Annotated in this window: 13 protein-coding genes; 11 read left to right on the top strand and 2 right to left on the bottom strand. The window is 72.8% G+C overall.

The features are described from left to right. The first annotated feature begins 2 nt into the window (after positions 1 to 2). The gene (locus ABFX50_RS43700; protein WP_346155217.1) at positions 3 to 599 is read left to right on the top strand and encodes a dTDP-4-dehydrorhamnose 3,5-epimerase family protein; all 597 of its coding nucleotides are present in this window, start codon (positions 3 to 5) and stop codon (positions 597 to 599) included. Here the strand turns inward: ABFX50_RS43700 and ABFX50_RS43695 are convergent. Next, positions 574 to 1,674 carry a DegT/DnrJ/EryC1/StrS family aminotransferase gene (locus ABFX50_RS43695; RefSeq protein WP_346155216.1) on the bottom strand — a complete coding sequence of 367 codons (1,101 nt, stop codon included), beginning with the start codon at positions 1,672 to 1,674 and terminating at the stop codon, positions 574 to 576. The two genes, ABFX50_RS43700 and ABFX50_RS43695, sit on opposite strands and share 26 nt — an antisense overlap. 169 nt (positions 1,675 to 1,843) lie before the next feature. Here ABFX50_RS43695 and ABFX50_RS43690 point away from each other — a divergent pair, with 169 nt between their 5' ends. Continuing rightward, a complete protein-coding gene (locus tag ABFX50_RS43690) occupies positions 1,844 to 3,025 on the top strand; it encodes a macrolide family glycosyltransferase (RefSeq protein ID WP_346155213.1) in 1,182 nt (393 codons plus the stop codon). Continuing rightward, the gene (locus ABFX50_RS43685) at positions 3,025 to 4,461 is read left to right on the top strand and encodes an AfsR/SARP family transcriptional regulator (RefSeq protein WP_346155209.1); all 1,437 of its coding nucleotides are present in this window, start codon (positions 3,025 to 3,027) and stop codon (positions 4,459 to 4,461) included. The genes ABFX50_RS43690 and ABFX50_RS43685 overlap by 1 nt, the downstream gene beginning before the upstream one ends. Positions 4,462 to 4,510: 49 nt before the next feature. Here ABFX50_RS43685 and ABFX50_RS43680 read toward each other — a convergent pair whose 3' ends face one another. Continuing rightward, complete coding sequence (locus ABFX50_RS43680) at positions 4,511 to 6,205, bottom strand: FAD-dependent oxidoreductase (protein ID WP_346155207.1); 1,695 nt, start codon at positions 6,203 to 6,205, stop codon at positions 4,511 to 4,513. Positions 6,206 to 6,342: 137 nt separating this feature from the next. Between ABFX50_RS43680 and fabG the strand changes: the two genes are divergently transcribed. Genes fabG through ABFX50_RS43640 form a run of 8 tightly spaced genes read left to right on the top strand, consistent with a single transcriptional unit; the run spans position 6,343 to position 14,105 of the window. Beyond that, positions 6,343 to 7,095 carry a 3-oxoacyl-ACP reductase FabG gene (gene fabG / locus ABFX50_RS43675; RefSeq protein ID WP_246451681.1) on the top strand — a complete coding sequence of 251 codons (753 nt, stop codon included), beginning with the start codon at positions 6,343 to 6,345 and terminating at the stop codon, positions 7,093 to 7,095. Positions 7,096 to 7,133: 38 nt separating this feature from the next. Further along, entirely contained in the window at positions 7,134 to 7,424 is a 291-nt protein-coding gene (locus tag ABFX50_RS43670) for an acyl carrier protein (RefSeq protein WP_183644419.1), read from the top strand. After that, complete coding sequence (gene fabZ / locus ABFX50_RS43665; protein ID WP_346117153.1) at positions 7,421 to 7,897, top strand: 3-hydroxyacyl-ACP dehydratase FabZ; 477 nt, start codon at positions 7,421 to 7,423, stop codon at positions 7,895 to 7,897. Before ABFX50_RS43670 ends, fabZ begins: the two co-directional genes overlap by 4 nt. A gap of 3 nt (positions 7,898 to 7,900) precedes the next feature. Beyond that, the gene (locus ABFX50_RS43660) at positions 7,901 to 8,965 is read left to right on the top strand and encodes an aminomethyl transferase family protein (RefSeq protein ID WP_346155199.1); all 1,065 of its coding nucleotides are present in this window, start codon (positions 7,901 to 7,903) and stop codon (positions 8,963 to 8,965) included. A 31-nt stretch (positions 8,966 to 8,996) separates the two neighbouring features. Then, positions 8,997 to 11,273 carry a beta-ketoacyl synthase N-terminal-like domain-containing protein gene (locus tag ABFX50_RS43655; RefSeq protein WP_346155195.1) on the top strand — a complete coding sequence of 759 codons (2,277 nt, stop codon included), beginning with the start codon at positions 8,997 to 8,999 and terminating at the stop codon, positions 11,271 to 11,273. Between the two features lie 5 nt (positions 11,274 to 11,278). Continuing rightward, on the top strand, positions 11,279 to 11,998 hold the full coding sequence (locus ABFX50_RS43650; protein ID WP_346155283.1) for a nitroreductase family protein: 720 nt from the start codon (positions 11,279 to 11,281) through the stop codon (positions 11,996 to 11,998). Then, entirely contained in the window at positions 11,995 to 13,239 is a 1,245-nt protein-coding gene (locus ABFX50_RS43645; RefSeq protein WP_346155192.1) for an FAD-dependent oxidoreductase, read from the top strand. Before ABFX50_RS43650 ends, ABFX50_RS43645 begins: the two co-directional genes overlap by 4 nt. Further along, complete coding sequence (locus ABFX50_RS43640) at positions 13,236 to 14,105, top strand: alpha/beta fold hydrolase (protein ID WP_346155189.1); 870 nt, start codon at positions 13,236 to 13,238, stop codon at positions 14,103 to 14,105. The genes ABFX50_RS43645 and ABFX50_RS43640 overlap by 4 nt, the downstream gene beginning before the upstream one ends. Positions 14,106 to 14,111: the final 6 nt, after the last annotated feature.

Genomic DNA, 14,111 nt, shown 5'->3' with positions numbered 1-14,111 from the left:
AGGTGGAACACCGCGAGCTGGCCGTGGCCGGCGCCTTCGTGTTCGACCCCGAGGTCCACCCCGACCGGCGCGGCAGCTTCGCCTCGCCCTACCAGGAGAGCGTGTTCGCCGCCGCGGTGGGGCGTCCGCTCTTCCCCGTCGCGCAGGCCAGCCGGAACGTCTCCCGGCGCGGGGTGGTGCGCGGCGTGCACTACACCCTGGTCCCGCCCGGCACCGCCAAGTACGTCTTCTGCGCCGGAGGCCGGGGCCTCGACATGGTCGTCGACCTGCGGATGGGCTCGCCGACGTTCGGCCGCTGGGAGGCTGTGGAGCTGACGGCGGGCAACGGCCGCGCGGTCTACCTCCCGCCGGGCGCCGGCCACGCGTTCGCCGCGCTCGAGGACGACACCGTGATGTGTTACCTGCTGTCCTCCGAATACCGCAAGGAGGACGACCTCACCCTGTCGGTCCTCGACGAGGACCTCGGGCTGCCGCTGCCGGGCGGCATGTCGCCGGCGCTGTCGGAGCGCGACGCCGCCGCGCCCACCCTGGCGGAGGCGGCGGCGCGCGGGCTGCTCCCGAGCTACGCGCCCGCTACAGCACCTTCAGCAGCGCGGTGATGATCCGCTCCTGCGACTCCACCGGCAGCGACGGGTACATCGGCAGGGAGAAGATCTCCCCGGCCAGCGCCTCGGTCACCGGCAGGCTGCCCTGCGCGTATCCCAGATGGGCGAAGCCCGACATGGTGTGCACCGGCCACGGATAGCTGACGTTGAGATGGATGTCGAAGGCGCGCAGCGCCTGGATGATCTCGTCCCGGCGCGGGTGGCGCACCACGTACAGGTAGTAGACGTGCTCGTTGCCCGCGGCGGTCTCCGGCAGCACCAGGTCGGTGCCGGCCAGGCCCTCGGCGTAGCGGGCGGCCACCGCCCTGCGGCCGGCGATGTAGCGGTCGAGCCTGCTCAGCTTGCGGCGCAGGATCTCCGCCTGCACCTCGTCCAGCCGCGCGTTGTGGCCGGGGGTCTGGACCACGTAGTACGTCTGTTCCATCCCGTAATAGCGCAGCCGCCGCAGCGCGCGCTCCACGTCCCCGTCGGAAGTGATCGTCGCGCCCCCGTCGCCGTATGCCCCCAGCACCTTCGTCGGGTAGAAGGAGAAGGCGGCGGCGTGGCCCATCGAGCCTGCCGTCCTGCCGTGGTGGCGGGCGCCGTGGGCCTGCGCGCAGTCCTCCAGGATCACCAACCCGTGCGCGGCGGCCAGCCGCTCCAGCGGCGCCATGTCCACGCACTGCCCGTACAGGTGGACCGGCAGCAGGCAGCGGGTGCGCGGCGTGATCGCCGCCTCCACCCGCTCCACGTCCATCAGGTAGGTGTCCGCGCGTACGTCGGTGAAGACCGGGGTGGCGCCCACGGCGTCGATGGCCACCACCGTCGGCGCGGCCGTGTTGGAGACCGTGATCACCTCGTCGCCCCGGCCGACGCCCAGCGCCTGCAGGCCCAGCTTGACGGCGTTGGTTCCGTTGTCGACGCCGACGCAGTGGCGTACGCCGTGGTAGGCGGCGAACTCCTCCTCGAAGGAGCGGACGCTCTCGCCCAGGACGAGCCGTCCGGAGCGGAACACGGTCTCGACGGCGTCCAGGATGTCGGCTCGTTCGGATTCGTATTCGGGCAGATAATCCCATACGCGCGTGGCCATTCGTCCTCCTCGGGCTCCGGCGGCCCCAGGATAAACACCCCGACCGGGAGCGGGGGAACCCCTAAAGGAGGGGGCGAATATGAGGGGCACGGTAGGGGTGACCGTTTCTCGCCGCCGTCCCTAGATTGGGCACCGCACGTAATGCGAAAAAATTGCCGGGAGGCTCCACATGACGGGGCGTTTTCTTTTCATGTGCCAGCCCGACCACGGTCACGTCATTCCCAGTCTCGCCGTGGTCGCTGAACTGGTCCGCAGGGGAAATCAGGTCACCTACCTCACCTCGCCCGCGATGGCCGGGCTGGTGACGGGAGCCGGCGCCACCGTGCTCCCGTACGACTCGATCTACCAGCACGTGGACCTGCGGAAGCTGGAGGACGATCCGCTCGGCCTGCTCTCGCTCTTTCTCGACGAGAGCGCGGCGATGCTCGCCGCGGCCGGCCCCGAGCACCGGCCGGACGTGATCGTCTACGACGTCTCCGTCCTGCACGCCGGGCGCGTCCTGGCGAGGAAGTGGGGGCTGCCCGCCACGCAGCTCATCCCGGTCTTCGCCGCCAACGCCCACTTCTCCTTCCTGTCCGCGGTCTACGCCGAGGAGGGCGGCGAGTCCCCCGAGCTGCCTGGCTGGGTGGACGGCATGCTCGCCAGGACCCGGGAGCTGGCCGAGGCCCACGGAGTGAGCGCCGACCCCGCCGAGCTCTGGTGGGAGGTGCAGGACTCCAACCTGGTCGCCCTGCCGCGCGCCTTCCAGTTCGCCGGGGACACCTTCGACGAGCGGTTCGCCTTCGTCGGCCCCTGCCTGGGGGAGCGCCGCTTCCTCACCGGGTGGGAGCCGCCGGGAGACGGGCTGCCGATCGCGCTGCTGTCCTTCGGCACCGTGCTCACCAGCCGCCCCGATCTGGTCCGTACCTGCGTGCAGGCCTTCGCCGAGCTGCCGTGGCGGGCCGTGGTGACGCTCGGCGACGGCATGGACCCTGCCGACCTCGGCCCGCTGCCGCCCACCGTCGAGGCCCGCCGGTGGGTGTCGCACCTGAGCGTGCTGCGCCACGCGTCGGTGGCGGTCACCCACGGTGGCATGGGCACCGCCATGGAGGCGCTCTACTGGGGCTGTCCCGCGGTCGTGCTTCCCGCCACCGCCATCGACAGGCTCAACGCCCGCCGCATCGAGGAGCTCGCGCTCGGCCGGGCGCTCGACCCCGCGGGGCTCACCCCCGATCGCCTGGTGGAGGCGGTGCTCGCCGTCGCCTCCGACGAGCGCGTACGGCGGGCCGCGGGCGAGATGCGGCGCGAGATCGAGTCGGCGGGCGGCACGGTCCGCGCCGCCGACGTGCTCGAACGCCGTCTGGCCGCCTGATGGAGCGGGTCGCGCCCGGGCGGGCGCCCGCCTTCGAGTTCCATGTGCTGGGCCCGCTCACCGTGGTCAAGGACGGTGCCGAGCTGGCCATGAGCGCCAACAGGGAGCTGGTCATCCTGGCCAGCCTGCTGCTCAACGCCAACCGGGTGATGAGCGTGGAACGGCTGGTCGAAGCGGTGTGGGCGGGCTCGGCGCCCCGGAGCGCCTGGCGGCAGGTGGCCATCTGCGTGTCACGGCTGCGCCGCACGCTCGGCGCGGGCCTGATCGAGACCTCCAGCCCCGGCTACCTGCTGCGCGCCTCTCCTGCCAGCATCGACTGGCTCCGGTTCAGGGAGCTGGTGGCGCGCTCGCGCGGCCAGGCCGCCGCCGGCGAGCGGGAGGACGCCGTCCTCCTGCTGCGCGACGCGCTCGCGCTCTGGCGCGGCCAGCCGTTCGAGGACATCCGCGGGCTGCGCTTCGACGCGGCGCGGATGGCCGAGTCACGGCTTGAGGCCCTGGAGACCTGCCTGGAGCTGGAGATCGAGCTCGGCCGCCACCACCAGGTGATCCCCGAGCTGCTCGCCCTCGTGGCCGAGTCGCCCTTCAGGGAGCGGGTGCGGGCGCAGCTCATGCTGGCGCAGTACCGAGCGGGCCGCCGCGCCGACGCGCTGCGGACCTACCAGGAGACCCGCCGCTACCTTCTGGAGCAGATCGGCCTCGAACCCGGCCCTGCCCTGCGGCGGCTGCACGAGCAGATCCTGCGGGACGAGTCGGCGCTCATGCGCCCGCCCGCCCCACGTCCGGCCGCCGCCCGGCCCGTGCCCTCCCAGCTTCCGCCGCAGGTCCTGCCGTTCGTGGGCCGCGACAGGGAGCTGGCCACGCTCGACACCATCCTGGGCTCCGCCAGGGCGCCGGGCGCCATGGTGCTGTGCGGGGCGGCGGGCGTCGGCAAGACCACGCTGGCGGTGCACTGGGCGCACCGCCAGGCGGACCGTTTCCCCGACGGGCAGCTCTACGCCGACATGAGCGCCACCGGGCCCGCGGCGGTGATGGACCGGTTCCTGCGCGCGCTCGGTGTGCAGGAGACACCGGCCGACCCCGCCGAGAAGCTCGCCCTCTACCGGAGTTGCACGGCGCGCACCCGGCTGCTGGTCGTGCTGGACGGCGCTGAGGACAGCGACCAGGTGCTGCCGCTGCTGCCGGGAGGGCCGGACTGCCGCGTCATCGTCACCAGCCGGAACCCGCTCGACGACCTGGTGGCCAGGCAGGGGGCCAACCGGGCGTTCCTGCAGCCCCTGGCCGACGACGCGGCCAGACACCTGGCGGACCTGCTGGTCGGCGGGGCACTCGGCCCCCAGGCGGTGGCCGACCTCGTGGTCACCTCCCGCGGCAACCCGCTCTCGCTGCGGCTCGGCGCCGCCCGCCTGCACTCCCGCGCGGGTCAGCCCGCCGCCTGACACCGCAGCGGGCGTTCCTGGCCGGGGGCCCGCCGCCCGGTCCGCCGTGTCAGCGCCTGGACAGCACCTGGTCGACGGCCTTCGTGAGCGCCAGCGCCGAGGCGGGGCCGTCCGGGGAGCGCCAGGCGACGTGACCGTCAGGACGGATGAGGACCGCGCCCTCAGGACCGAGCCCGTACTCCTTGGCCCAGGTAGGCGAGAGGAGCGGGCCGGAGGGACGGCGGACCGCGACGGTGAACGGGTCCCCTGGGACGTGCGGGGAGGGCTCTCCAAGCGTGGGCGGGTCCTCGGCGGAGATCTCCTCGGCGGCGATCTCCACGGCGGTGAGCGGGACACCGGTGCGGCGGGCCGCCTCCGCGGCCTGCTGCGGCCAGCCGGCGCCGGCGGCAGCGAGCAGCGTGAAACGCGGGCCGAGCAGGTCCAGGGTGGAGACACGCCCGTCGGGGCCATGGAGCCACACGTGCGGGGCCCGATGCCCGGGCCGGGCGGTGGGGACGTACGTCCGGTAGGGGTCGGCGGGCGCGGGGGGCGCGGTGCCGTCGGACACCACGGCGCGGGAGTCGTAGCCGAACCCCAGCACCAGCCCCTCGCAGCTGCGCCGCCCTGCCTGCCGCTCGATCGCCTCCCGCATCGACAGCCTGCCCTCCATCATGTCGAAGGTGATCAGCGCGTTGTTCAGGCTCTCGTCCACCGTGCGGGCGGCGACGGGCCGGCGCTCCGCCTCGTAGGTGTCCAGCAGCTCCTCGCCCGCCGTGCCGCGCAGCACGGCGGCCAGCTTCCAGGCCAGGTTGTGGGCGTCCTGGATGCCGCAGTTCATGCCGAACCCGCCCTGCGGCGTCGCCACGTGCGCGGCGTCGCCCGCCAGGAAGACCGGGCCTGCCCTGAAGGCGGCGGCCACCATGGCCTGCTGCAGCCACGGCATCACGCCGAGGATGGTGACGGGCAGGCCGGGCACACCCACGGCGGCGCGCACGGCCGCCAGGCAGGCCTCCTCGGTGAAGTCCGCAGGGCTGCCGCCGAGCTCCGGCTCGTAGCCGGTCTGCACCATCCAGCGGCGCTCGTGGTCGACCGCCTCCACGGCACAGGGCGGGTCGCGCAGGAAGGACAGCGCGGCCCGCCGGTCGGGTGGCAGGAAGCCGAGGTCCGCCTCGAACATGATGCTGATCATGTGGCCGAGCGGCGGCGGACCCTCGGCCGCGATGCCGAGGCCCTCGCGCACGCCGCTGCGGCTGCCGTCGGCGGCCACCAGATAGCGGCAGCGCACCAGCGTCTCGCCGTCCGCGCGGTTCACGGTCGCCGTCACGCCGCCGGCGGTGGGGCGCATGCCGGTCATGGTGGCGCCGAACCACACCTCGGTCTCAGGCCGGGACTCGGCCAGCCGCCGGAGGATCACCTCCAGGCGGTCCTGCGCGCACAGGAAGGTGTAGGTGGGGCTCTGTGGCGCGTCCCGGTCCAGCTCCGCGGCGGACCTGAGAAAGTCGGCGGCGGTCAGGGAGCTGCCGACGCCCACCGCGAGGTACTCCTCCCTGGGCATGCCTGCGCGCTCCACCTCCTCCTGGACGCCCCAGCCGCGCAGCAGCTCCATCGTCCTGGTGGTGATCAAACGCGCCTTCGGGAAAATCGACGTGTCCGCACGCCTTTCCACCAGCAGCACCGATATTCCGTGGCGGGCGAGCTCAATGGCGGCGCAGAGCCCGACAGGCCCGCCTCCGACGACCAGAACTTCTACATCGAGCTCATTCATGGGCCAAGAGTCATATATCGCGAATATTCAGGTCAATGCCGAGATATCTGGGTGATGCAGGCGTGATATCGCGGCTTAGTAGCTTATGCGTAAAGATCCAGATTGATCGATGCGGTGATTATCGAATTCCTGGAGAGATGATGCTCTTTGCCCCCGGCTCTGTGGCCGTGGTGACGGGCGGGTCCCGCGGGATCGGCCGGGCCGTCGCGCTCGACCTGGCCAGGGAGGGCGCCCACGTCATCGTCAACTACGCCCAGTCCGAGCGCGACGCCAAGGAAGTGGCCGACCAGATCGCGCAGGAGGGCGGCAGCGCGAGCGCCGTGCAGGCCGACGTCACCGACGAGGAGGCGGTCAAGCGCCTCTTCCGCACGGTGCGGGCCGAGCACGGGCGGCTCGACGTGCTGGTGACCAGCGCCGGCGTCACCAGGGACCGCTACCTCATCGCGATGAGCCTGGAGCAGTTCCGCGCCCCCGTGGACACCAACCTCGTCGGCACCTTCCTCGCCTGCCGGGAGGCGCTGAAGGTGATGCAGCACCAGCGGAGCGGGTCGATCGTGACCATCTCCTCCTCCAGCGGGCTCGACGGCGGCTTTCCCGGCCAGACCAACTACGTGGCGTCCAAGGGCGCGATCATCGCCTTCACCCACGCGCTGTCGAACGAGGCGGCCCCGCACGGGGTGCGGGCCAACGTGGTCGCCCCCGGCTTCGTCGCCACCGACATGACCCGCAAGGTGCCCGCCGACATCAAGAAGCGCTACGAGTCGCGCATCCGCCTGGGCCGGATGGGCCGGCCGGAGGAGATCGCCTCCATCGTCAGCTTCCTCGCCTCGGACAAGGCCTCGTACATGTCCGGCTCGGTGGTCGTCGCGCACGGCGGTGGCCTCCAGTGACCGGCCCCGACCATCAGCCTGGCGCACAAGGAGAATCCATGACCATCGACGAACTGCGGGCGAAGGCCGCCCAGCGGCAGCAGACCTGCAGCCAGATCAAGAAGATGATCGTGTCGCGGCTCGATCTGGAGATCGAGCCCGGCTGGATCACCGACGACCAGCCGCTGTTCGGCCGCGGCCTCGAGCTGGACAGCCTCGACGTGCTGGAGCTCTACGTCGCCATCGAGGCCGAGTTCGGCGTCGCGCTCTACGACAGCGACATGGCGGTGTTCGGTTCGGTGTCGCGACTGGCCGACGAGGTCGACCCCACGCTGAGGGCGCCGGCATGACGGTGGCACAGCAGGCGCCGCCCGTCTCCGGGCTGACCCACGACCAGGTCCGCGCCGTCCTGCCGCACCGCTGGCCGATGCTGCTGCTCGACCGGGTCGTCAAGGTGGTGCCCGGCGTCAAGGGAACGGCGACCAAGAACGTCACCGGCACCGAGCTGTGGTTCCAGGGACACTTCCCCGGCCAGGCGGTGCTGCCCGGGGTCGTCGTGGTCGAGGCCATGGCCCAGCTCGCCGGCGTGGTCTTCGCCCTGGCGGGCGCCAGCGAGATCAGCTACCTGGCGGGCGTGAGGTCGATGCGCTTCCGCCGCCCGGTCGTGCCCGGCGACCAGCTCGTGCTGACGGCCGAGCAGACCGGTGGCGGCTCGGGGTTCGCCGAGTACCGGGTCTCGGCCCGGGTGGACGGCCAGGTCGCCGCCGAAGGAAACCTCACGATCGCCGATCCGGCGACCCAACGTTCTGTGCGAAAGGTGTGAACCATGGCTAGCGTCCTCGCGTCCCTGCATCCGGAGGACACCGTCTACGGCGACGTGGGCGACGCCACCGTCCCGCTGCGCTTCTCCTCCTTCTCGCAGGAGTACCAGGTGCTCAGGGAGCGCGCGGCCGTGCTCGACCTCAGTGGGCACCGGCTCATCGAGATCACCGGCCCCGCCGCCGTGGACTTCGCCCAGCGGGTGCTGGCCCGCGACGTGGAGTACCTCACCTCCGACCGCTGCATGATGAGCCTCGTCCTGGACGAGTCCGGCCAGGTCGTGGACCAGGTCGTCGCCTTCGGCCGGGAGGAGGGGCTGCTCCTGGAGAGCTCCTGCGGCGCCGGCGCCCGCCTGCTGGACCATCTGCTGGCGCACGCCGAGGAGGGCGCCGAGATCGCCGACCGCTCCGCCGACCTGACGGTCATCGGACTGGAGGGCCCGTACGCGTGGGGCGTGGTCGGCCGGCTGATCGACGGCGAACTCGCCTCGCTGCCGTTCGAGTCCGTGGTGGACACCACCTGGAACGGCGTGGACATCGTCTTCGCCAGGACCGGCTACACCGGTGAGTACGGCTACCAGATGATCGTCCCCAGGCAGGCCGCGCCCGGCCTGTGGGCGGGCGCGCTGGAGCACGCGCAGGCCGCGGGGCAGGAGGCGCTGGAGCTGGCGATGCTGGAGGTGCGTCAGCCGATCCCACGCCACGAGGCCACCCCGGGCGCCTCGGTGATCGAGATCGGCGCCAACTGGCTGGTCGACATCACCAAGGACGACTTCGTCGGCCGCGCCGCCGTGCTGGAGGCCTTCGAGACCGGAGGCGGGCGGCGCACGGTCGGCTTCACCGGCTGCGAGGGCGTCCCTGCGCCTGGCACCCGCGTGCTCGCCGGCGGCCAGGACGTGGGCGAGGTCGTCTACGCCGTGCAGAGCGCCGGCCTCGGCGCCACCCTCGGCCTGGCCCGCGTGGACCCCGAACTGGCGGCGGCAGGCCTCGGCCTGACCGTCGGCGGCGTCGGCGTCACCACGCTGACCAGCCCGTACATCGTGCCCAAGAGCTGGAGCATCCCGATCATCTGATCGGCAGGTCACGCTGAGAAGGAGGCAGAGCATGGCGCTGCGGCCCGTCGTCGTCACCGGCCTGGGCATCATCTGCGCGGCCGGCAGGAACCCCGTGGAGTTCTGGACGCGGCTCACCACGGCCAGGGGCGGGCTCGCCCCGATCGAGGACGAGGCGTTCGCCGTGTTCACGGCCAGGCACGCGGGTCAGGTGCCCGACGAGTGGATCGACGCCCAGCTGCCCGCAGGCGAGCAGGCAGGGGACCGCACCGCGCGGCTCGCGCTCGTCGCCGCCCGCCAGGCGGTCGAGCAGGCAGGGCCGGCACGGGCGGCCCCCGCCCCCGACCGGTTCGGCATCATCCTCGGCAAGTGCCAGGCGACCCCAGGGCCCGCCGGGCGCTACCAGCCCATGCACCACACCGCCGACGTGGTCGCGGAGCGGCTCGGCCTGCGCGGGCCGCGGATCCTCGTCTCGACCGCCTGCGCCGCCGGCGGCAACGCGGTCGGCCTGGCCAGGGACAAGATCCTCACCGGCGAGGCCGACGCGGTCCTGGCAGGCGGCGTCGACCCGCTGCTGTTCGGCACCTACGCGGGCTTCGCCGGGCTGCAGGCGCTGAGCACCGGTCCGTGCCGGCCCTACAGCCGCTCCGACGGGCTCAACCTCGGCGAGGGCGCCGCGTTCCTGCTGCTGGAGCCGCTGGACCTGGCGCTCGCCAGAGGGGTCACGCCGCTGGCGGAGGTCGCCGGCTACGGGCTGTCCGCCGACGCCTACCACGCCACCGCCCCGGACCCCACCGGGCGCGGCGGGGCCAGCGCCGTGCGCCGCGCACTGGCCGAAGCCGGGCTCACCCCCGGCGACGTCCACTACGTCAGCGGGCACGGCACCGGCACCCCGGCCAACGACGCCATGGAGGCCAAGGTCATGCGCCTGGTCTTCGGCGAGCGGGCCGCCCGGGTGCCCACCAGCAGCATCAAGTCCTTCGTCGGCCACACCCTCGGCGCCGCCGGTGCGGTCGAGGCCGTGGCCAGCGTGCTGGCCCTGCGCCACGGCGTGGCGCCGCCCACGATCGGCTTCGACGACGGCGCGCAGGCCGACCTGGACTACGTGCCGAACCAGGCCAGGGCGATGCCCATCGACACCGTGGTCTCCAACAACTACGCCTTCGGCGGCAACAACGTCTCGCTCGTGCTGGCCAGGCCCAGGGACCCGGTTCCGTACGAGCCCGCGCCGCGCAGGCAGGCGGTGATCAGCGGGCTGGGGCCGGTCACCGGCGCCGGCACCGGCATCGCCGAGACGGCCGCGGCGATCGCCGCGGCCCCCCGCGCGGCGGGGCAGGCCCCGTCGCTCGAAGGCCGGACGTTCGCGCCGCGCTCACTGTGGCGGCACATGAACCGCCTGTCCCGCCTGGCGATCGCGGCTTCGCGCCTGGCCTGGGAGGACGCCGAGCTCAAGCTGCCGCGCAAGGCGCTGGACGACGTCGCGCTGGTCTTCGCCACAGGGGCAGGATCGGCCGAGAGCACCGGCGGCTTCGACGACAGCATCGCGCTCAACCCGAACAAGCCGGCCGTACTGAGTTTCTCCAACGTGGTGCTGAACGCCACCGGCGGCGCGGTCTGCCAGACGCTCGGGCTGCGTGGCCCCACCACGACCCTCTGCAACGGCGCGGCGTCGGCGTCCATCGCCCTGGACTGCGCGCTGGAGATGATCGACGCGGGCAAGGCCGAGGTGGTCCTGGTCGTCGCCGCCGACGAGACGCCCGCCAGGCCCGCCACCGGCGGCGCTTCCGCGCCGTTCGAGGACGACGGGCCGGTGCCGTACGGGGCGGAGGCGGTGGAGCCGGTGACCGGATCGGGGGCCGTGGCCTTCGTGGTCGAGTCCGCCGACCACTGCGCGGCGCGCGGCGGCAGGCCGTACGCCCGCGTGGCAGGCACCAGGCACGCGGCAGGAGAGGGAGCCGAGCCGGTGGCGCGCAGCCTCGCGCTGCCCGGAGCGGCGCCAGGCCTGGTCGTGGGCGCGGCCACCGGGCTGCCCCGCGACGGCGAGGAGGCGGCGGCGGTCCTGGCCCGCATGCCGGGCGCGCTGCTCATCGCCTCGGCGGCGCTCATCGGCGACTGCCAGGCGGCCACCGGCGCGATGAACATCGCCCTGGCCGCGCTCGCGGTCCGCGACGGTCTCGCCCCCGCGCTGACCGGGCTCACCGCGCCGCTCGCCGGCGACACGGGCTCGTACGTGACCCGCCCCGAACTCGCGGGGCCGGTGGCCGGCGCGCTGGCGCTGACCGCGGCACACGACTCGGTCCGCGGCGCCGTCCTGCTGGAGGCGGTGTGAGCCAGATGCCCTTCGACGTGGCCGAGACCGACCGGTTGCTGACCACCACCCGGTCCGTGCGCCGCAGGCTGGACCTGGACCGGCCCGTACCCCGGGAGGTCGTGGAGCAGGCGCTGGAGGTCGCCGTCCAGGCGCCCACCGCCAACAACCACCAGAACTGGCGCTGGCTGGTGATCACCGAGGCGGGCGTCAAGGAGAAGCTCGCCGAGATGATCCGCTCGTCCTGGGCCTTCCACCGCAACGACATGTGGACCAACGCGGGCCGGCGGCGCAACGACGCGCAGGCCCGCCGCAACTACGACTCCGCGCAGGCGCTCACCGAGACGATCGCGGCGGTGCCGGTGCTGGTCATCCCCTGCGTGTTGGGCAGGCCGCCGGACATCGCCGCCATCAACGCCCGCTGGCGGGCGCGGATGGCGGACAAGATCGCCGACGACCCCGGCCACCTCGTCCAGCACGGCGAGACGCGGGCCAGCATCTTCTACGGCTCCATCTTCCCCGCCATCTGGTCCTTCCAGCTCGCCCTGCGCAGCAGGGGGCTCGGCAGCACGATCACGTGCCTGCACGTGCCGCACGAACGCGAGACCGGGCGCCTGCTCGGCATACCCACAGGGGTCACGCAGGTCTGCATGATCCCCGTCGCCTACACGCTGGGCACCGGCTTCCGCCCGGCCGACCGTTACCGAGCCAAGGAACGCACCTACTGGGAGAGGTGGGGGCAGTGACCCGACCCGAGCCGCCCGACGTCGTCATCGTCGGCGGCGGCATCGCCGGCGCGTCCGCCGCCTGCAAGCTGACCGCCGGCGGGCTTTCCGTGGTGCTGCTGGAGAAGCAGGACACCTACCAGGATCTGGTCCGCGGAGAGTGGCTCGCGCCATGGGGGATCAGGGAGGCGCAGCGCCTGGGCGTCTACGACTGTTTCTCGGCCGGCGGCGCCTGGGAGATCCGCGAGTGGATGACCTGGGACGAAGCCGTCACGGACGACGAGGTCGAGGCGGTGGACATGACCAGGTTCATCCCCGGCGTCGGGGGCCCCATGTCCTTCCCGCACCACGCCGTGTGCGCGCTGATGGCGGAGCAGGCCGCCGCCTCGGGCGCCCGCCTGGTGATGAACGCCTCCAAGATCGTCGTGGTTCCCGGTGAGCGGCCCGTCGTCACCTACCGGACCCCGGAGGGCGCGTTCGAGCTGCGGCCCCGCCTCGTGCTCGGCGCCACCGGCCGCGGCTGCACGGTCGGCCGCCAGGTCGGCATCACCATGCGCAACTCCATGCACCACTGGGGCGGCGGCATGATGGTCGAGGACATGGCCGGCTGGCCGCCCGACGTGCAGGCCATGGGCACCGAGGGCGACGTCATGTTCATGGTCTTCCCCCAGGGCTACGGCCGGGCCCGCCTCTACCTCAACTTCCCCACCGCCAACAAGCACCGCTACAGGGGACCTGGCGGCGTCGAGCGGTTCATGGCCGCCTTCGAGCTGGAGTGCCTGCCGGACCGGGGCAAGGCGGTGACCGAGGCGACGCCCGCGGGCCCGCTGTCGGTGTGGCCGTCGGTGTCCAGCGTTCCCGAGGGGCCGCCGCTGACCGAGGGCGTCGTGCTGATCGGCGACGAGGCCGGCAACGCCGACACCGTGCTCGGCACCGGGCTGTCCTGCGCCATGCGCGACTCGCGCACGGTCTGCGACATCCTGCTGGCCTCCTCCGACTGGTCGCCCGCGGCGTTCGCGCCGTACGTCGAGGAGCGTGGCTTCCGCCTGGAGCGCCTGGACTTCGGCGCCTCCATCATCAGCAGGCTGCACGTGGAGTTCGGGCCCGCCGCCGTCGAGCGCAGGCGCCGGGTCCGCAAGCTCATGGCGCGCAACTTCGCTGCGCAGGTGACCGGGCTGCTCAACATGGTCGCCCCGGAGGACGTACCGGAGTTCGGCTTCAGCGAGTTCTTCGCTGAGCGGCTGTTCAGGGAGACGGCATGACCGAGAAGAGAACCGTACGCGTCAACGACGTGGAACTCGCCTACGTGGACGAGGGCGAGGGCGAGCCCGTGATCCTGCTGCACGGCTTCCCCGACTCCTCCTACCTGTGGCGTCATCAGATCCCGGCGCTCGTCGAGGGCGGTTTCCGGGTCATCGCGCCCGACCTGCGCGGCTTCGGCGACTCCGGCAAGCCGCAGGAGGCCGCCGCCTACGGCATGCAGACCATCGTCAACGACGTCGTGGCCCTCACGCTCCACCTCGGCGTCAAACGCCCGCACCTGGTCGGCCACGACTGGGGGGCGGCGATCGCCTGGATGTACGCCTTCCTGATGCCGCGCAGGCTCGACCACCTGGTGGTCATGTCGGTCGGCCACCCCGGCGTCTTCGCCACGCCCTCACTGGAGCAGCGGGCCGCCTCCTGGTACATGCTCTTCTACCAGTTCCCCGGAGTGAGCGAGGAACTGCTGCGGCGCAACGGCTGGCGGCTGTTCAAGGAGATCATGGGCCGCGAAGGCGACCACGACCGCTACCTGCGCGACCTGGCCAGACCCGGCGCGCTCACCGCCGGGCTCAACTGGTACAGGGCCAACCGCTCGCCCGAGGCCGAGCTGCGCCCGGCCCGGCCGTTCCCGCCGGTGTACGCGCCGACGCTCGGCATCTGGGGCGCGGGCGACAAGGCGCTCCTGGAGGAGGGCATGGCCGCCTCCGGCAAGTACGTCAAGGGCCCGTGGCGCTACGAGCGGATCGAGGACGCCGGCCACTGGCTCCCTCTGGACGCCCCCGACGAGGTCAACAAGCTGCTGCTCGGCTTCCTCGGCACGGAACGGCCCGCGCACCAGGAGCGGCGCCCCAGGCGCCGGCTCTAGTCGGCG

It is taken from the genome of Nonomuraea recticatena (assembly GCF_039533245.1).
GTDB lineage: Bacteria > Actinomycetota > Actinomycetes > Streptosporangiales > Streptosporangiaceae > Nonomuraea > Nonomuraea roseola.
The sequence above is the reverse complement of the archived record's forward strand: the minus strand, read 5'-3'. Positions and strand labels throughout refer to the sequence as shown.